This window comes from Kosakonia sp. CFBP8986 (genome assembly GCF_034044935.1).
Classification (GTDB): domain Bacteria; phylum Pseudomonadota; class Gammaproteobacteria; order Enterobacterales; family Enterobacteriaceae; genus Kosakonia; species Kosakonia cowanii.
Genome location: NZ_JAXCXB010000008.1, coordinates 111,835 through 130,453, shown reverse-complemented (window position 1 = coordinate 130,453; position 18,619 = coordinate 111,835). Strand labels below are relative to the sequence as shown.

Sequence of the window (18,619 nt, the reverse complement as noted above, 5' to 3'; positions counted from 1 at the left end):
ACTATTAAGGTAAGGTGTCGGAAAATAGAAGTTGATTTGTTATATGGAAAATTTGTTGTGGCTGTTTATAAAAAATTTAAATATTTCGCTGTCTTTTTGTGTTTACAGATTTTACTGATTCCAACACTTCACGCAGCAGACAAACCCTGGTACACCGTTTTCGCTGACAACGTTAAGCAAACGTGGCAGCAGCCGGATAACTACGATCTCTATGTGCCTGCCATCACCTGGCATGCGCGTTTCGCCTATGACAAGGACAAAACCGATCGCTATAACGAGCGTCCGTGGGGCGCAGGCTTTGGTCAGGATCGCTGGGATGAGAAGGGGAACTGGCACGGGCTCTACCTGATGGCGTTTAAAGACTCCTTTAACAAGTGGGAGCCGATTGGCGGCTACGGCTGGGAAAAGACCTGGCGCCCGCTGGCGGATGAGAATTTCCATCTGGGTCTTGGTTACACCGCGGGTGTCACCGCGCGCGATAACTGGAAGTACATTCCGATTCCGGTGCTGCTGCCGCTGGCCTCAATTGGCTATGGACCGGCGACGTTCCAGATGACCTACATTCCCGGCACTTACAACAACGGTAACGTTTACTTCGCGTGGATGCGCTTCCAGTTTTGATCGACGCATCAGTGGTTATAGTGGACAAAGAGTAAACAGCGCGAAAAACGCGGAATAATGCGGCGCTGGAAAAAAAGTTCGCGACATTTATCACTTTTTCGCGAATAACGACTGGACAAAACTCGCGACAATTGTTGTACTGATACCCGACACAGCATTTGTGTCGTTTTTTCATGTAAAGGTAATTTTGATGTCTAAGATTAAAGGTAACGTTAAGTGGTTTAATGAATCCAAAGGATTCGGTTTCATTACTCCGGAAGATGGCAGCAAAGACGTGTTCGTACACTTCTCTGCAATCCAGAGCAATGGTTTCAAAACCCTGGCCGAAGGTCAGCGCGTTGAGTTTGAAATCACTAACGGTGCCAAAGGCCCATCTGCTGCTAACGTAATGCCTGTTTAATCAGCGCGTACAGCAAGAATTCCAAAACCCGCCGCAAGGCGGGTTTTTTATTGCCTTTAGTTTGCGTTAGCGGTTGAGACGAGCCAGAACGCCAGTGCGGTCATGGCAAACGATCCCAACAGGTTAACGGCGACATTCAGCAGCGCCCAGCCTGCGCGCCCTTCCTGCAGTAAAAACACCACTTCTGCCGAAAAGGTGGAGAAGGTCGTTAACCCGCCGCAAAATCCGGTAGTTATCAGCACTTTCCACACCGGATCGATATGCGTCATACGGTTAAACCACGCCAGCCCGGCACCAATAATAAACGCGCCAATTAAGTTAGCCGTCAGCGTACCGAGCGGAATAATTTGATGAACCGGGTTAAGTTTCATACTCAGCATCCAGCGCGCCACGCTGCCCGTGCCTCCGCCGATAAATACCGCTAAAAGGAGTTGTAACACTGAGCTATCCTGCTATCTGATAAGTGAATGTGCCGAGTTTACCGTCGTGGCCGGAAGCTGGCTATGGCAATACTGTAAGGAGAAACGTGATGATTGTTGCTGCCGGACAATTTGCTGTCACACCCGTGTGGCAAACTAACGCCCGTACGTGTGTATCCTTAATGGCACAGGCCGCGCGTCAACAGGCCTCGCTGCTGGTGCTGCCAGAGGCATTACTGGCGCGGGATGATAATGACCCGCATATGTCGGTGAAATCCGCGCAGCGGCTTGATGAGGGCTTTCTGAGCCTGCTCTGCGAAGAGAGCCGACGTAATACCATGACCACTGTGCTGACCATCCATGTTCCGTCGACAGCGGGCAGGGCGGTTAATACGCTGGTGGTATTGCGCGGCGGGGAGATCATCGCGCAGTATGCCAAGCTGCATCTTTATGATGCGTTCAGCATGCAGGAGTCCGCGCGGGTCGATGCCGGAAACACATTGCCACCGCTGATTGAGGTGGAGGGGATGCAGGTGGGTTTGATGACCTGTTACGATCTTCGTTTCCCGGAGCTAGCGTTATCGCTGGCGTTACAGGGTGCTGAGCTGCTGGTGCTGCCCGCCGCCTGGGTACGCGGGCCGCTAAAAGAGATGCACTGGGCGACGCTGCTTGCTGCGCGGGCGCTGGACACCACCTGTTATCTGGTGGCTGCCGGCGAGTGCGGCAACAAGAATATTGGCCAAAGCCGGATCGTCGATCCGCAAGGTGTTACGCTTGCCGCGGCAGCCGAGGAGGCGCAGTTAATTTTTGCCGATGTGACGGCTGAGCGCGTGGCGCAAACGCGGGAAAAACTTCCCGTTTTACGCAATCGCCGTTTTGCACATCCTCAATTGTTGTGATGTTTTTTTAATCAGTGCTTGATTCATCTCGTTACAGATTGCTATTGTGTGCGCGCACTGAATGACCGTTAATGGTGTCAGGTTATCAACGGTGCTTTTTACAGCCTGTTTTATGAAAGAAGGTATCTATGGGTGAGATTAGTATTACTAAACTGCTGGTCGTGGCCGCGTTAGTGGTTCTGCTGTTTGGGACCAAGAAACTGCGTACACTGGGCGGCGATCTTGGTGCAGCGATCAAGGGCTTCAAAAAAGCCATGAACGATGATGATGCCGCGAAGAAAGACGCAGACGTTGTCACAGCAGAGAAACTCTCTCACAAAGAGTAATCGCGCCACGACAGGCGAAAAAAAACCGGCTATCAGCCGGTTTTTCTGTATTGAGTGTAAGTAAGTGTTACTTCACTTCCATCCCTTTGGCCTGCAAATCTGCATGGTAGGAGGAGCGGACGAACGGACCGCAAGCTGCATGGGTAAAGCCCATCGCCAGCGCTTCCTCTTTCATCTCTTCAAACTCATCCGGGCTGACGTAGCGCTGCACCGGCAGGTGATGACGGCTCGGTTGCAGATACTGCCCCAGCGTCAGCATGGTCACGCCATGGCGACGCAGATCGCGCATCACTTCAATGATTTCCGCATTGGTTTCGCCTAAACCGACCATCAGGCCCGATTTCGTCGGGATCTCCGGATGCGCTTCTTTAAAACGCTCCAGCAGTTTCAGCGACCAGTTGTAATCCGCACCAGGGCGCACCTGGCGGTAGATACGCGGCACGTTTTCCAGGTTGTGGTTGAACACGTCCGGCGGCGTGGCGGTGAGAATATCAAGCGCGCGATCCATACGGCCGCGGAAGTCCGGCACCAGGGTTTCAATTTTGATCGTCGGGCTCTTCTCACGAATCGCGGTGATGCAGTCAGCAAAGTGCTGGGCGCCGCCGTCACGCAGATCGTCGCGGTCAACGGAGGTGATGACCACATAACGCAGCGCCATATCAGCAATGGTCTGCGCCAGTTTCAGCGGTTCGTTCGCGTCCGGCGCAACAGGACGGCCATGCGCCACATCGCAGAAGGGGCAGCGACGCGTACAGATGGCGCCAAGGATCATAAACGTGGCGGTACCGTGGTTGAAACACTCAGCGAGGTTCGGGCAGGAAGCCTCTTCACAAACAGAGTGCAGCCCGTTTTTGCGCATGGCAGCTTTGATACCCTGGATACGGGAGGAGTCGGCCGGGAGTTTGATTTTCATCCATTCCGGTTTTCTTAACAGGGCTTCACGCTCTGTTGCCACGTTTTTTACCGGGATAAGCGCCATTTTATCGGCGTCGCGATACTTTACACCGCGTTCCATCACAATGGGTTTACTCATAGCGTGCGTGTTCCAGTTGCGGGTGACGAAGAAGGCATTTCAATTCAAGGAGAAGTTGTATTTATCAACTATTTTTGAATTAACGTAGGCGCAGTATACCATCTATAGCGGGGATAAAGCAGCCTGACGGACTGCCAAATTGTGAAATAGTTGTTGTTTTGTGCTAAAGGCCCGCAGGCCATTTATCACTTTTCCTGGTACCAGCGGGCGTTAAAACGCCCGTCTGATCACATCTACCACGCTCTCCAGCACCGGGTCGCGCAGGCTTAACTTGTTGTAGTAAAGCGAAATATCCAGGCGCTCATTGTTGACCGGCGGGAAGGGGATCTCGACCAGCGGCCAGCAGTGGCGGAAAAGTTCATATAAACGGTACGGCATCAGCCCGAGCAGATCGCTGTTACCAATCAGTGCAGCGATTGTGAACATATTGTAACTGCTAAACGAGACCTGGCGTTCAGGGAAGAGATCCTGCATCCGCTGGCGCAGCGCGCTCAGGTTTTGTCCCTCAAGCATCAACAGCGTGTGCTCATACTTCTGCAACGCCAGCTCATTAATCGGTTCGTTCAGGCAAGGGTGATCTTTGCGGCACACCAGCATCAGGCGGTCAGAAAAGAGTACGTGATGATTGATGGTGCGCGAACTGGCGATATGGGTATCGATAATCAGATCGGTCTGGAACTGGCTGAGCTGACTTTCAGCATCGCTTATCGGGATGTTGCGCATCATCAGATGCGGGGCGCTCTCTTTGATCGCCTGAAAGACCACCGGGATCACCAGCGCGCCGATAGAGGGCGTCGTGCCCACCGTTATCGTGCGCTGCTTATCGTAGCTGCCGGTTAAATCGAGCGCGCCGAGAATCGACTCCAGCCCCTGGCTGATATATTCATGCAGATGGGCTGCATAAGCGGTCGGCGTCACGCCCTGACCTTTGCGAATGAAAAGCGGATCGGGAAATATTGAACGCAATTTTTGGATTGACTGGCTAATAGCGGATGGCGTCAGGTTTAGCACTTTCGCGGCGTTAACGATCCCTTTATGCACATATACCGCCTCAAAAATGGTCAATAAATTGAGATCAATATTGCGCAGGGTTCGGAAGACTTGCGGCTTATCATCCTGGGGACGCACTGTTATTCGCTTTTCCGGCAGGCTCTTATTATCCACGCTTGTGCTCCGTTTTCATTCGCAATATGAATGATAGTTGAATTTGTTTTTTTTGTTCATCAGCAAACTGAGTTAACGTCCTGTCTCGTCTCATCATTACGTAGATTTTTTCATCACGATGCCGGGCAATGCAGTCGGAAAACAATTGGCCTGAAGCATATGTAAGAAGTCTGGCGAAGCATGGTAACGCATATTAGCCAGAGAGGGCAGGCAGGTTGAAAATAGAGAATATGGCTTCTATTGTAAAGCGTTAACAGGGCAAATATATAACGACCCGCACAAATTGCGGGCCGTGATACATCATACATTAAGCGCTCATATATTGATGAGGCGGATTGTTTAGTAACGCTAAAAAGTGCTGGATAAGAATCGTCCTTATTTTATCCATGCTCGCGTTTTCAACAAGTTTGCTGACCTGGGTCATTTCCATTCCGGCATAACCGCACGGGTTGATGCGCATAAACGGCGCCAGGTCCATATCAATATTCAGCGCCAGGCCATGGAATGAGCAGCCTTTGCGGATGCGCAAACCGAGCGAGCAGATCTTCTTGCCATCGACATAGACGCCCGGCGCATCCGGCCGTGCATTCGCCACAATATCGAGCTGCGCCAGGGTATTGATCACCGTGTTTTCCAGCAGCGTCACCAGCTCACGCACGCCAATTTTCCGGCGCTTGAGGTTAATCAACACGTACATAACCTGCTGACCCGGCCCGTGGTAGGTTACCTGGCCGCCGCGATCGCTCTGAATGACCGGAATATCGCCCGCGGCGAGCACGTGTTCGGCTTTACCGGCCTGGCCCTGGGTAAAAACAGGCGGGTGTTCCACCAGCCAGATCTCGTCGGGGGTGTCGTCATCGCGGCGATCGGTGAAGTCGTGCATCTCCTGAGAGACAGGCGCGTAGGGCTGTAAACCAAGATTGCGGATAAGAATGGTGTCCTGAGACAAAACGGCATCTCCGGCGGAGAAAAGAGTGCGGGGAGTATATCACAGCGAAAACGTTACCCGAATGGCTCCGGGTAACGTCACTAACTTTTACAGCACCATACGAACAATTTCGATATTGCCAAGCTCTTCGTACAGCGTTTCAACTTGTTCAATATGCGTCGCGTTGATGGTAATTGAGACCGAGTGGTAGTTGCCTTTGCTGCTCGGTTTTACCTGCGGAGAGTAATCACCTGGCGCATGGCGCTGTACCACTTCAACCACCAGATCAACCAGCTCAGGCTTCGCCAGACCCATCACTTTGTAAGTAAAAGGTGTCGGGAATTCAAGCAGTTCTTTAAGATTGGTTTTCATGTCAGCTCCGGCGTAAAAAATAACAACTCCTGCCGAAGGGGCAGGAGTTTTTGAGATGTTCAGTATATGGGGGCAGAGATCACACTTTCAAGTGCGCAATCTTTAGCCAAACCAGTGGTGGAACATCAATTTAATGTAATCAATGATTTTGCCGAAGAAGTTCCCTTCCGGGATCTCCTGCAACACCACCAGCGGACGCTGTTCGATGGTTTTGCCATCCAGCTGGAAGTTGATGCTGCCGACTACCTGGTTTTTCTGCAGCGGCGCGTGCAGCTCGCTGCTGTTCAGCACATAGCTCGCTTTCAGATCTTTCATACGACCGCGCGGAATGGTCAGGTAGACATCTTTATCCACGCCCAGCGAGGCGCGATCGCTGTCACCGAACCAGGCTGGCTCAGAGGCGAACTCTTTCCCGGCTTTCAGCGGGCTGACGGTTTCGAAGAAGCGGAAGCCCCAGGTGAGCAGTTTTTTGCTCTCGGTTTCACGCCCTTTAAAGGTGCGCCCACCCATCACGGCGGAGATCAAACGCATCTGGCCTTCGGTTGCCGAGGCCACCAGGTTATACCCGGCGCGATCGGTGTGACCGGTTTTGATGCCGTCAACGTTCAGGCTGTTATCCCACAGCAGACCGTTACGGTTGGTCTGGCGGATGCCGTTGAAGGTGAACTCTTTCTCTTTGTAGATGGAGTATTCGTTCGGCACATCGCGGATCAGCGCCTGGCCAATCAGCGCCATATCACGGGCGGAGCTGTACTGACCTTCAGCATCCAGGCCGTGCACGGTCTGGAAGTGGCTGTTTTTCAGGCCCAGCGCGTTGACGTAGCTGTTCATCAGGCCAACAAATGCGTCCTGGCTGCCGGCGACGTAGTCGGCCATCGCCACGCAGGCGTCATTGCCCGATTGCAGGTTAATACCACGGATAAGCTGGGAAACCGGCACCTGCATGCCAGGTTTCAGGAACATCAGCGAGGAGCCGCGGAACACCGGGTTGCCGGTTGCCCAGGCGTCATTACCAATGGTCACCACATCGCTCTCTTTGAACTTACCCGCTTTCATCGCCTGGCCGATAACGTAGCTGGTCATCATTTTGGTCAGGCTTGCCGGATCGCGACGCGCATCGGCGTTCTGTTCCGCCAGCACTTTGCCGGAGTTGTAATCGATCAAGATATAGGACTCCGCATCGATCTGCGGAACGCCTGGGATCATGGTTTTAATGTTCAGGTCATCGGCATGCGCAGCGGAGAGGGCAGCTGCGGTCAGCGCCGTGGTGAGCGCCAGGCGCTGCACGAAACGAGCGGAAAAAGTGGTCTTCATGGTCGAACAACGACATCCGTGATGGAGTTAAAAAAAGTGCCTTACTATAGCAAAAGCTATACCGGCAGGCATCTGACTTTGCGCGTGAGAGTGTGAATCATACTTACACAAATTGACAAAATCAGACACCTTTCCTGACTACTGGGCGCGCGTTACAAAAGATTGTAACTGCGCTTCGCTCTGCAGACGCTGCTGCAACGCGCTGGCCTCAGACTTATTGCTGAACGGCCCTAACTGAATACGCCACACCGCGCCATTCTGCGTCACGCGACCCGGCACGGAGAACTGCTGTGCCAGGCGCTGCTGGTACTGCTGCGCGCGGGTCTGATCGCTTACTGCGCCAACCTGCACCACATAGCTTCCGCTGGCCGCTGCGGCAGCAGCAGGCGCACTGGCAGCCGGTGCCGCGCTGTGAACGGTGCCCTGCACCGAACCAGGTGCCGTCACCGGGGAGTTACGCGTGGCAGGCGCAGCCGTTTGTGTAACCGGCTCTGTCTGGTTTACCGGCGTAGCGGCAGCAGGCTGGGTGGTGGTGTTCATTGCGGGCTGCGCGGCCTCGCTGCTCTCCAGCACGCCGGAGGCGAGCGGCGTTTGCGCGCCGAGGAAACCGCCGCTGCGCACCGGGGCACCGGTCGGATCATCGCTTTTCAGCGTATCGTTACTGATCGGCTGCACGTTAGCCTGCGTTTCCGCTGGCTGAGCGTCGCTCGGCTGTGCGGCAATCGGCTGCATCGGCTGGGCTTCGTTCGGCTGCGGCGCAGCGCTCATGCCGCCCCCGCTCAAATCCGGGCGCGCCGGCAGGGCGTAGGTCTGCTGCGCCACTTTGGTACAGGCCATTCCCGGGCCGGAAAGCGAGCCATCCTGCGTGACGATAATCGGATCGATGCGCACTTTGGTGTTATTCGAAGTGTTCAGGCGGTCGGCAGAGGCGCGCGACAGCGAGATAACGCGGTCGCTGCCGTAAGGACCACGGTCGTTGATGCGCACCACAATCATGCGGCCGTTCGCCAGGTTGGTAATGCGCGCATAGCTTGGAATCGGCAGCGTCGGGTGCGCGGCAGTGAGCTGCATCGGATCGAACGCTTCACCGGAGGCGGTCAGGTTGCTGCCCGGCTCGGCGTCATAGATGGCGGCAAAGCCCGCCTGGCTGAAGCGGGAGGGATCCTGCACGATGGTGTAGCGTTTACCGTCGCGCTCATAATCCTGATTCGCCGTGGCGTTAGGTGTTTCATAGCGCGGCTCAGCGCCGCTGATCTCCACCACCGGGCCGTTGCAGACCGCAGGCTGTGGCGCAACCATTGTCTGCTGCTGATTATCATTACTCGTACAGGCCGCCAGTAACCCTGCTGCTATACAGATCCCAGGCCAAAGCTTATGCATTGCGCACCTCTTAAACGTTCTTGGACAACATTTTTCTGTGGGTATGGATCGACATCACGATACCAAACCCGGCCATGAGTACGATGAGGGCGGAACCCCCGTAACTGATCAGCGGCAGCGGAACGCCTACCACCGGCAAGATACCGCTTACCATACCAATATTTACGAACACATATACGAACAGAATCAGCATCAAACCGCCGGCCATCACCCGGCCAAAGGTGGTTTGCGCCCGCGCGGCGATCCACAGCCCGCGCATAATCAACAGCAGGTAGAGCGCCAGCAGGATCAAAATCCCCACCAGGCCTAGCTCCTCCGCCAGTACGGCGAAGATAAAGTCCGTGTGGCGCTCCGGCAGAAACTCCAGCTGTGACTGGGTACCGTGCAGCCAGCCTTTGCCGCTGAGGCCGCCGGAACCAATGGCAATTTTCGACTGAATAATATGGTAGCCCGCGCCGAGCGGATCGGTTTCCGGATCGAGCAGCATCATCACGCGCTGGCGCTGATAATCATGCATCAGGAAGAACCACATTATCGGAATAAAGGCGGCGACAAGCAGCGCGGCAATGCCGATTAGCCGCCAGCTCAGGCCGGAGAGAAACAGCACAAACAGCCCGGAGAGCACTACCAGAATCGAGGTGCCGAGATCCGGCTGCGCCGCTACCAGCAGGGTAGGGACGAAGATCAGCACCAGCGCAATGCCGGTATTTTTCAGCGACGGCGGGCAGACATCACGGTTGATAAAGCGCGCCACCATCAGCGGTACGGCGATTTTGGCAATCTCTGACGGCTGAAAGCGCACCACGCCGAGATCGAGCCAGCGCTGCGCGCCTTTGGAGATAGCACCGAAGGCGTCAACCGCAATCAGCAGGATAACGCAGAAGACATAGAGATAGGGCGCCCAGCCTTCATAGACGCGCGGCGGCACCTGCGCCAGCACGACCATGACCACCAGCCCCATAGCGATTTGGCCGATTTTACGTTCGGTCATGCCGATATCCTGGCCGCTGGCGCTCCAGATAACGATCGCGCTGTAAAACAGCAGCGCGAGAATGATCAGCAGCAGCGCTGGGTCGAGATGGATCTTATCCCAGAACGATTTTTTGTTCGGATTATCCGTCATGATTATTGGTCCTCTGCCGCGGCCGTGGAGGGGTTTTCCGCCGGCAATTCGGTGTTGTTGTCGCCAAGCATAATGTGGTCGAGGATCTGCCGCATGATGGTACCCACGGCCGGACCTGCGCCGCCGTTTTCCAGAATCATGGCGACGGCGACCTGCGGATTGTCGTACGGGGCGAAAGCGGTCATCAATTTATGGTCACGCAGACGCTCGGCAATACGATGGGCGTTATAGGTTTCGTTTGCCTTCAGGCCGAAGACCTGCGCGGTACCCGATTTCGCCGCCGCTTTGTAAGGCGCGTTGGCAAAGTATTTGTGACCGGTACCGTTAGGGCGGTTCGCGACGCCATACATGCCATCTTTGGCAATCTCCCAGTAGCCGGAGTGAATATCACCCACCGGCGGCTGCGTGGGCTGCTTCCACGGCACTTTTTTGCCGTCCTCGACGGTGCTCATTAACAGGTGCGGCACTTTCACGATGCCATCATTAATCAGCGTCATCATCGCTTTGTTCATCTGGATCGGCGTCGCGGTCCAGTACCCCTGGCCGATGCCGACCGGGATGGTATCGCCCTGATACCAGGGTTTCTTAAAGCGCTTCAGTTTCCATTCGCGGGTTGGCATGTTGCCGGATCGCTCTTCCGAAAGGTCGATGCCGGTGTAGTGGCCGTAACCAAACTTGCTCATCCACTCGGAAAGGCGGTCGATGCCCATGTCGTAAGCGACCTGGTAGAAGAAGGTATCGGCGGACTCTTCCAGGGATTTGGTGACGTTCAGATGCCCGTGTCCCCATTTTTTCCAGTCGCGATACCGTTTTTCGGAACCCGGAAGCTGCCACCAGCCGGGATCGAACAGGCTGGTATTGCGGGTGATCACCCCGGCGCTGAGCGCGGAGACCGCGACATAAGGCTTAACCGTTGATGCTGGCGGGTAGACGCCTTGGGTGGCGCGGTTAATCAGCGGCGTGTTCGGGTCATTGAGCAGCCCGGAGTAATCCTTGCTGGAGATACCATCCACAAACAGGTTCGGGTCGTAGCTCGGCGTTGAGACCAGCGCCAGGATACTGCCGGTGCGCGGATCGGTCACCACGACCGCCGCACGGCTGCCGGCGAGCAGGGTTTCAATATACTGCTGCAGTTTGAGATCGAGCGTCAGGTAGATATCGTGTCCTGCCTGCGGCGGCACCTCTTTCAGCTGGCGGATCACGCGGCCCCGGTTGTTCACTTCTACTTCTTCATAACCGGTCTGGCCGTGCAGCACATCTTCGTAGTAGCGCTCGATGCCGAGCTTGCCGATATCGTGAGTCGCGGCATAGTTGGCAAGCTTGCCATCTTTATCCAACCGCTCTACGTCTTTATCGTTGATTTTCGACACATAGCCGATCACGTGGGTCAACGCAGAGCCGAAGGGGTAGTAGCGGCGCTTATAGCCTTTTACTTCCACGCCGGGGAAACGGTACTGGTTGACGGCGAAGCGGGCCACCTGCACTTCCGTGAGGTTGGTTTTCACCGGAATCGAGGTAAAGCGGTGCGAGCGCGCGCGCTCCTTTTTGAAGTTGGCGATATCGTCATCGTTCAGATCGACCACATCGCGCAGCGCGTCGAGGGTTTGCTGCACGTTATCGACCTTCTCCGGCATCATCTCCACCTGGTAGATGGTGCGGTTCAGCGCCAGCGGCGTACCGTTGCGATCGTAAATAATGCCGCGACTGGGCGCGATGGGCACCAGTTTGATGCGGTTTTCGTTGGAGCGGGTTTGATAGTCCGCAAAGCGGACGATTTGCAGGTTATAAAGGTTGGCGATCAGCACGCCGGAAAGCAGCAATATCCCCGTAAAAGCGACTACAGCCCGGCGCACAAACAGCGCGGACTCAGCCGTATAGTCGCGAAAAGAGTTCTGTAATTTCATCCGCTGCTAAATCCGCCTAAGACTCGTTACTCACGGTGATAAGGATGGTTGGTCGTGATACTCCATGCGCGATACAGGCTTTCGGCAACCAACACACGCACCAGCGGGTGAGGAAGTGTCAACGCAGAGAGCGACCAACTTTGTTCAGCTGCCGCTTTGCAGGCGGGAGACAACCCTTCCGGGCCGCCGATCAGCAGGCTGACATCGCGTCCGTCCTGCTTCCAGCGCTCCAGCTCATGTGCCAGCTGCGGCGTATCCCACGGTTTGCCGGGGATATCAAGGGTGACGATGCGGTTTTTGCCGGCGGCGGCCAGCATCAGTTCACCCTCTTTATCGAGGATGCGCTTGATATCCGCGTTCTTGCCGCGCTTGCCGGCGGGAATTTCCACCAGCTCAAACGGCATATCTTTCGGAAAACGGCGCAGATACTCGGTAAAACCTGTCTGTACCCAGTCCGGCATTTTTGTGCCGACGGCGACGAGTTGCAGCTTCACGCATCAACCCCAGAGTTTTTCCAGCTCGTACAGACGACGGCTCTCTTCCTGCATGACGTGGACCATGACGTCGCCCAGATCAACGACCACCCAATCGGCGGCGCTTTCACCCTCTACGCCCAGTGGCAGCATGCCCGCTGCGCGGGACTCCTGAACCACGTGATCCGCGATAGAAGCAACATGGCGGCTTGAAGTGCCGGTACAGACGATCATGCAATCGGTGATGCTCGATTTGCCTTGAACGTCAATGGCGACGATGTCCTGACCTTTCAGGTCGTCAATTTTGTCGATAACAAAATCCTGGAGTGCTTTACCCTGCAAGTGTTCCCCCTGGGTGAGTAAAAAATGTACTGGTCATAAACAGCCTGACATTATACCTGAAAGACGGCGAATGTCGGGACAAAAGTCCAGGCTTCGCGACATGAAAAGTGGGCTATCATCCCATCCTGGCCGCGCGATTGCATCGCCAATTTTGTAAAACAATTTCTGCGCGCGGAGAATAGCAGCCTGCGGGGTCCTGTCAATCACCGAATCACTACAGCTTAAAAGATGGATGAAAAAGCGGCTACTTATCGTCAGGATGCCAGACCGCGCGGCTGTTTAGCACCCGCAGCGTGGCAAAATCGTCGCGCAGATCCACCCGGCTCCAGCAGCCCTGGTCAATATGGAAATGCCACAGCGACGAGGCGGGCATACTCAATAAACGTGCAATCAGCAGGCTGATAACCCCCTGATGGCTGGCGATCAGCACATTTTTCTGCGTCTGTTTTAGCTCCTGCAATAGCGTCACCACGCGCTCGATCCTCGCCGAAAAATCCTGAAAACCTTCACCATTAGTCGGAACCGCATGCTGCCAGTCGGTACACCAGGCGGCGTAGCGCTCGGGATCGTCGTGCGTTAAATCGCGGTGGTGGCGCATCTCCCAGTCGCCAAAAAACATCTCATTGAGCAGGGGCGTGGTATGAGTTTTGATATCGCGCGATGCCAGCACGCGCGCCGCGGTCTGTTGGGCGCGATCCAGTTCGCTGCAGAGCACATAATCGAACGGCACGGCGTGGAGCAGGTGGTGAAGGGTTTGCGCCTGGGCTAATCCTTTTGGCGTTAAGGGGGTAGGGGCATGTCCGCTGTAGAGCCCGGCCACGTTCGCTTCGGTCTCGCCGTGGCGTATTAACCAGAGTCGCATGCACTTCTCCTGTTTATCGCGCGGTTTAGCGGTAGAGGCCCTGCTGATGGATGTACTCGAGCACGGCAGCAGGCAGCAGATCGTCGCACGGCTCATTATGAGCCAGCCGCTGGCGAATCTGCGTGGCGGAGATATCAAACCACGGCGTTTCGGCAAGATAGATTTTGCCGGCGGGCAGAGTATGCAGATCCTCTACGCGGGTTGTAAGGTGTGCGTCCAGCCAGCGCTGATGCGCCTCTTCGCGCATCGTCAGGGCATAACCCGGGCGGCGGCAGACTATCAGGTGGCAGTTATCAAGAATGGTGTCGTAGTGATGCCAGCTGTGAAAGGTGAGCAGCGAGTCCTGGCCAATAATAAATGCCAGCGGTGCCTGCTCGCCAGACTCCTGCCGCCACGCCTGCAGCGTATCCGCGCTATAGGAGGGCTCATTGCGCATCAGTTCACGCTCATCAAGGGTGAAGAGCGGTTTATCCGCGATTGCCAGCTCGACCATGGTTTTGCGCTGCTGGCTGTTCGCCTCCGGCTGCGGGCGATGGGGCGGCACATTATTGGGCATGATCGTCACTTTTGACAGGCCAATTAGATTTGCCAGCGCTTCCACCGGTTTCAGGTGACCGTAATGGACAGGATCGAAGGTGCCGCCAAACAGCGCTTGTAACTGTTTCATATCAACCATCAATAAAGATGTCAGCGAGGGCTTTGTGACAGAGTAGCAGAGAAAGCCCCTCCAGCTCCGCCCAGACCGACTGACCGTAATCCTGCTTGACGATCAGCTCAATACGGCTCAGCAGATGCACTGCCTGGCGAAGCTGATCGGCACTCAGCCGGTTCAGCGCCTCCGTGGTGGTGCCGCGGCGGTTTTGCCACACCCGGTGTTTATCGAACAGCGCACGCAGCGGCATCTGCGTCATCTGGCGTTTCAGCGTGACCAGCAGCAGCAGTTCGCGCTGCACGGTACGCAGGAGGATCACCGGCTCGCACGCCTCCAGCCGCAGCTGGGTCAGAATATGTAACGCGCGCTTGCTCTTACCGGCCAGCAGGGCATCGACCCAGTGAAACGGCGTGAAGTGCGCGGCATCGTTAACCGCCTGCTCGACGCGGGGCAGGGTAAGCTTGCCGTCGGGCCACAGCAGCGCCAGGCGTTCGAGCGCCTGCGCCAGCGCCAGCAAATTCCCCTCGTAGCAGTAGCAGAGGAGTTGATTGGCCGCGTCGTCCAGCTCCAGTTTGTTCTGTTTTGCCCGTGCCGCCACCCAGCGTGGCAGGTTCGCCTGTTCGGGCGTCTGGCAACTGACCTGCACCACCTGCGTATTAAGCTGGCTAAGCCAGGCGGCGTTCTCCTGCGCTTTGGTAAGCTTATTGCCGCGCACAATCAGGATCAGATCCTCATGCAGCAGGCCAACCAGCTTCGCCAGTTGTTCGTTCAACGCGGCGTTCGGGCCGTTATCCGGCAGCTGTAACAGCAGGGTTTGTCGGCTGGCGAACAGGCTCAGCGCCTGGCAAATAGAGAAGATGGCATCCCAGTCGGTGCTGGCATCAAGCGAGAAGGTGTGGTGTTCCGTGAAGCCTTGCGTGGCGGCAACCTGCCGCACCGCATCCTGGCTCTCTTGCAGCAGTAACGGGTCGTTACCGAGCAGCAGATAGGCCGCGCGCAGCCCTTCATTGAGCTGCGCGCGGAGTTGTTCCGGATAAAGCCTGAGCATCAGCTACCTGGCGTTGCCGGGGCGGGCGTCACGCTTGAGGAAGCCTCACTATTTTGCGTGTTTTTCGCATCCGCCGTACGCACGCTCGGCAACTGACGAATCAGCTGCTCTGCGGCTTTGTTATACATCTCTTGTGTAATGATCTCCTGCTCAGCCGCTTTTGCCAGCGCTTTCTGCGGGTTATCAAAGAACGAACGGTACACCTTGGTGCTGATCGGATAGATATCGTGACCCGGGATCAACACACTTGCATGTACGGTCAGCACCATTTGATACTCTGCGGTCTGGCCATTCTGGAAAACGGAAGCAGTATCACGTCCCATTGATACAGAGCCGAGACGCAGCGACGGTACATCCTGACGCAGCGTGCTGTCATCGAGCAGCGTCACGCCGTTGAGGCGAAGCTGGCTACGAACAGCCCGGCTCAGCGGTCCATTCGGATCGCCAGAGTTAAAGATCATCGTTTTCATTTCCGGCGGCACCTGAGTTGTGTTCCGCAGATGCCAGCCGCATCCGGCGGTGACCAGCACCGCCAGGGTTACGAACAGTGTTGCCAGATATCGCACGCTTCCTCCCGCGCTTAACCAACGACCAGATTGAGCAGTTTGCCCGGTACATAAATCACTTTACGTACGGTAACGCCCTCAAGATATTTCGCCACCAGGTGCTCCTGGCCTGCGCGTTCACGAACCTGTTCTTCTGTTGCATCAACAGCGACGGTAATTTTACCGCGCACTTTGCCGTTGACCTGCACGACGACCAGCGTGGTGTTTTCAACCATCGCTTTCTCGTCGGCAACCGGCCACGGCGCGTTATCGATGTCGCCTTCGCCGCCCAGCTCCTGCCACAGCGTGAAGCTGGCATGCGGGGTGAACGGGTTGAGCATACGCACCACTGCCAGCAGCGCTTCCTGCATCAGAGCGCGATCCTGCTCGCTCTCCTGCGGCGCTTTCGCCAGCTTGTTCATCAGCTCCATGATCGCCGCGATGGCGGTGTTGAAGGTCTGGCGACGGCCGATATCATCGGAGACTTTGGCGATGGTTTTATGCACATCACGGCGCAGCGCCTGCTGATCGTCATTCAGCGCAGCCAGATCCAGCGGCGCAACGGCACCCTGGGCGGTGTGTTCGTAGACCAGTTTCCAGACGCGTTTCAGGAAGCGGTTTGCCCCCTCAACGCCGGACTCCTGCCACTCCAGCGTCATATCTGCCGGGGAGGCGAACATCATAAACAGACGCACGGTATCCGCGCCGTAACGCTCTACCATCTCCTGCGGGTCGATGCCGTTGTTTTTCGACTTCGACATCTTGCTCATACCGGTGTAGACCAGCTCATGGCCCGCAGCATCGGTCGCCTTCACGATACGGCCTTTCTCATCACGCTCGACGATAGCTTCTTTCGGTGACACCCAGTTACGCTCGCCGCTTTCGCCGAGGTAGTAGAAGGCATCTGCCAGCACCATGCCCTGACACAGCAGCTGTTTAGCCGGTTCATCAGAGGTGACCATGCCCGCATCGCGCATCAGCTTGTGGAAGAAGCGGAAGTAGAGCAGGTGCATGATGGCGTGTTCGATACCGCCAATATAGATATCAACCGGCAGCCAGTAGTTCGCCGCGTTCGGATCCAGCATCCCTTCGTTGTACTGCGGGCAGGTGTAGCGCGCGTAGTACCAGGAGGACTCCATAAAGGTGTCGAAAGTATCCGTTTCGCGCAGCGCAGGCTGGCCGTTAACGGTGGTTTTCGCCCACTCCGGATCGGCTTTGATCGGGCTGGTAATGCCGTCCATCACCACATCTTCGGGCAGGATCACCGGCAGCTGGTCTTCTGGCGTCGGCATCACGGTGCCATCTTCAAGGGTCACCATCGGGATTGGCGCGCCCCAGTAACGCTGACGGGAAACGCCCCAGTCGCGCAGACGGAAGTTCACTTTACGCTCACCGACGCCTTTCTCTGCCAGCTTGTCAGCAATGGCGTTAAAGGCGGCGTTGAAGTCGAGACCGTCAAACTCGCCGGAGTTAAACAGCACGCCTTTTTCGGTCAGCGCCTGGGCGCTGAGATCCGGCTCGCTGCCGTCGGCATTCAGGATGACCGGCTTGATGTTCAGCTGATATTTGCTGGCAAACTCGTAGTCGCGCTGATCGTGACCCGGTACGGCCATCACCGCGCCGGTGCCGTACTCCATCAGCACAAAGTTCGCCGTCCAGACCGGAATCGCTTCGCCGGTCAGCGGATGAATCGCTTTCAGGCCGGTATCGACGCCTTTTTTCTCCATCGTCGCCATTTCGGCTTCCGCGACTTTGGTGTTGCGGCATTCGTCGATAAAGCTCGCCAGCTCCGGGTTGCTCTGGGCAGCCTGCTGCGCCAGCGGGTGACCGGCGGCAACGGCGAGATAGGTCACGCCCATAAAGGTGTCCGGGCGGGTGGTGTAAACGGTCAGCTTCTCGTCGCTGTTCTGCACATCAAAGGTGATCTCCACCCCTTCAGAACGGCCGATCCAGTTACGCTGCATCGTTTTCACGGTATCCGGCCAGTGATCCAGTTTATCCAGATCGTTCAGCAGCTCGTCGGCATAGGCGGTGATTTTGATAAACCACTGCGGGATCTCTTTACGCTCAACTTTGGTATCGCAGCGCCAGCAGCAGCCATCGATAACCTGTTCGTTAGCGAGTACGGTCTGGTCATTCGGGCACCAGTTCACCGCGGAGGTTTTTTTGTAGACCAGCCCTTTTTTATAGAGCTCGGTGAAGAATTTTTGCTCCCAGCGGTAATATTCCGGGGTGCAGGTCGCCACTTCACGGCTCCAGTCGTAGCCGAAGCCCAGCATTTTGAGCTGGTTTTTCATGTAGGCGATATTGTCGTAGGTCCACGGCGCAGGGGCGGTTTTGTTTTTCACCGCGGCGCCTTCAGCCGGCAGGCCAAACGCATCCCAGCCAATCGGCTGCAGCACGTTTTTACCCAGCATGCGCTGGTAGCGGGCGATCACATCGCCAATGGTGTAGTTACGGACGTGGCCCATGTGTAGTCGGCCAGAAGGATAGGGAAGCATCGACAGGCAATAGTATTTCTCTTTGCTCTCGTCTTCGGTGACCTCGAATGTGCGTTTTTCTTCCCAGTGACGCTGTACGGTGGATTCTATCTCTTCCGGGCGGTATTGCTCTTGCATGGCAGCCAGTAGTCCTGTTTTTGCTACAGCTACAAATGTAGCGTTAATAGGTGGTTTTTAGTCGGCATAGCATAGCCCAAACGCCAGCCTCAAAACAGCCTTTCCGAAAAGCGCCGTCGAAATAGCCCTTCTCTGCGCCACATCACTTTTTCATCACGCAACAGACGGCTCGGCAGAGGCGGGGGAAATTAACGTC

20 protein-coding genes are annotated in these 18,619 nt (G+C 56.0%); 4 read left to right on the top strand and 16 right to left on the bottom strand.

Annotation, left to right across the window (positions count from 1 at the left end; genetic code table 11):
- Positions 1-57 precede the first annotated feature (57 nt).
- Positions 58-621 carry a lipid IV(A) palmitoyltransferase PagP gene (pagP, locus tag SOM48_RS18205; RefSeq protein ID WP_076769543.1) on the top strand — a complete coding sequence of 188 codons (564 nt, stop codon included), beginning with the start codon at positions 58-60 and terminating at the stop codon, positions 619-621.
- Between the two features lie 190 nt (positions 622-811).
- A complete protein-coding gene (gene cspE, locus SOM48_RS18200) occupies positions 812-1,021 on the top strand; it encodes a transcription antiterminator/RNA stability regulator CspE (RefSeq protein ID WP_007373839.1) in 210 nt (69 codons plus the stop codon).
- A 56-nt stretch (positions 1,022-1,077) separates the two neighbouring features.
- On the opposite strand, the gene crcB is transcribed toward cspE, so the two are convergent.
- Positions 1,078-1,461 carry a fluoride efflux transporter CrcB gene (crcB, locus tag SOM48_RS18195; RefSeq protein ID WP_128483402.1) on the bottom strand — a complete coding sequence of 128 codons (384 nt, stop codon included), beginning with the start codon at positions 1,459-1,461 and terminating at the stop codon, positions 1,078-1,080.
- Between the two features lie 89 nt (positions 1,462-1,550).
- Between crcB and SOM48_RS18190 the strand changes: the two genes are divergently transcribed.
- Both SOM48_RS18190 and tatE read left to right on the top strand, forming a co-directional pair.
- Complete coding sequence (locus SOM48_RS18190) at positions 1,551-2,339, top strand: deaminated glutathione amidase (RefSeq protein ID WP_320512732.1); 789 nt, start codon at positions 1,551-1,553, stop codon at positions 2,337-2,339.
- 128 nt (positions 2,340-2,467) lie between these two features.
- A complete protein-coding gene (tatE, locus tag SOM48_RS18185) occupies positions 2,468-2,665 on the top strand; it encodes a twin-arginine translocase subunit TatE (RefSeq protein WP_023479962.1) in 198 nt (65 codons plus the stop codon).
- A 67-nt stretch (positions 2,666-2,732) separates the two neighbouring features.
- On the opposite strand, the gene lipA is transcribed toward tatE, so the two are convergent.
- The 15 genes from lipA to leuS all read right to left on the bottom strand — a co-directional run bounded on the left by lipA (position 2,733) and on the right by leuS (position 18,423).
- Positions 2,733-3,698 carry a lipoyl synthase gene (gene lipA, locus SOM48_RS18180; RefSeq protein WP_034813118.1) on the bottom strand — a complete coding sequence of 322 codons (966 nt, stop codon included), beginning with the start codon at positions 3,696-3,698 and terminating at the stop codon, positions 2,733-2,735.
- 210 nt (positions 3,699-3,908) lie between these two features.
- The gene (locus tag SOM48_RS18175) at positions 3,909-4,862 is read right to left on the bottom strand and encodes a YbeF family transcriptional regulator (RefSeq protein WP_128483401.1); all 954 of its coding nucleotides are present in this window, start codon (positions 4,860-4,862) and stop codon (positions 3,909-3,911) included.
- Between the two features lie 307 nt (positions 4,863-5,169).
- Positions 5,170-5,811, bottom strand: a complete 642-nt coding sequence (lipB, locus tag SOM48_RS18170) for a lipoyl(octanoyl) transferase LipB (protein WP_094420487.1) — start codon at positions 5,809-5,811, stop codon at positions 5,170-5,172.
- 87 nt (positions 5,812-5,898) lie between these two features.
- Positions 5,899-6,162 (bottom strand): DUF493 family protein YbeD, encoded by a 264-nt coding sequence (ybeD, locus tag SOM48_RS18165; RefSeq protein ID WP_017455881.1) that lies wholly within the window; start codon positions 6,160-6,162, stop codon positions 5,899-5,901.
- 102 nt (positions 6,163-6,264) lie between these two features.
- Entirely contained in the window at positions 6,265-7,476 is a 1,212-nt protein-coding gene (dacA, locus tag SOM48_RS18160; RefSeq protein ID WP_023479926.1) for a D-alanyl-D-alanine carboxypeptidase DacA, read from the bottom strand.
- 138 nt (positions 7,477-7,614) lie between these two features.
- Positions 7,615-8,856 carry an endolytic peptidoglycan transglycosylase RlpA gene (gene rlpA / locus SOM48_RS18155; protein ID WP_320512709.1) on the bottom strand — a complete coding sequence of 414 codons (1,242 nt, stop codon included), beginning with the start codon at positions 8,854-8,856 and terminating at the stop codon, positions 7,615-7,617.
- 10 nt (positions 8,857-8,866) lie between these two features.
- On the bottom strand, positions 8,867-9,979 hold the full coding sequence (gene mrdB / locus SOM48_RS18150; protein WP_023479966.1) for a peptidoglycan glycosyltransferase MrdB: 1,113 nt from the start codon (positions 9,977-9,979) through the stop codon (positions 8,867-8,869).
- Between the two features lie 2 nt (positions 9,980-9,981).
- The gene (gene mrdA / locus SOM48_RS18145) at positions 9,982-11,883 is read right to left on the bottom strand and encodes a peptidoglycan DD-transpeptidase MrdA (protein ID WP_042715218.1); all 1,902 of its coding nucleotides are present in this window, start codon (positions 11,881-11,883) and stop codon (positions 9,982-9,984) included.
- A gap of 26 nt (positions 11,884-11,909) precedes the next feature.
- The gene (gene rlmH / locus SOM48_RS18140) at positions 11,910-12,377 is read right to left on the bottom strand and encodes a 23S rRNA (pseudouridine(1915)-N(3))-methyltransferase RlmH (RefSeq protein WP_003858701.1); all 468 of its coding nucleotides are present in this window, start codon (positions 12,375-12,377) and stop codon (positions 11,910-11,912) included.
- 3 nt (positions 12,378-12,380) lie between these two features.
- Entirely contained in the window at positions 12,381-12,698 is a 318-nt protein-coding gene (rsfS, locus tag SOM48_RS18135; protein WP_023479923.1) for a ribosome silencing factor, read from the bottom strand.
- A 244-nt stretch (positions 12,699-12,942) separates the two neighbouring features.
- Positions 12,943-13,560 (bottom strand): adenosylcobalamin/alpha-ribazole phosphatase, encoded by a 618-nt coding sequence (locus SOM48_RS18130; protein WP_320512691.1) that lies wholly within the window; start codon positions 13,558-13,560, stop codon positions 12,943-12,945.
- 25 nt (positions 13,561-13,585) lie between these two features.
- A complete protein-coding gene (nadD, locus tag SOM48_RS18125) occupies positions 13,586-14,227 on the bottom strand; it encodes a nicotinate-nucleotide adenylyltransferase (RefSeq protein ID WP_320512690.1) in 642 nt (213 codons plus the stop codon).
- 1 nt (position 14,228) lies between these two features.
- Positions 14,229-15,260: a DNA polymerase III subunit delta gene (holA, locus tag SOM48_RS18120; RefSeq protein ID WP_320512689.1), complete on the bottom strand. Its 1,032-nt coding sequence runs from the start codon at positions 15,258-15,260 to the stop codon at positions 14,229-14,231.
- Positions 15,260-15,826 carry an LPS assembly lipoprotein LptE gene (lptE, locus tag SOM48_RS18115; protein ID WP_076769547.1) on the bottom strand — a complete coding sequence of 189 codons (567 nt, stop codon included), beginning with the start codon at positions 15,824-15,826 and terminating at the stop codon, positions 15,260-15,262. The genes holA and lptE overlap by 1 nt, the downstream gene beginning before the upstream one ends.
- Before the next feature lie 14 nt (positions 15,827-15,840).
- The gene (gene leuS / locus SOM48_RS18110; protein WP_139568426.1) at positions 15,841-18,423 is read right to left on the bottom strand and encodes a leucine--tRNA ligase; all 2,583 of its coding nucleotides are present in this window, start codon (positions 18,421-18,423) and stop codon (positions 15,841-15,843) included.
- Between the last annotated feature and the right edge of the window lie 196 nt (positions 18,424-18,619).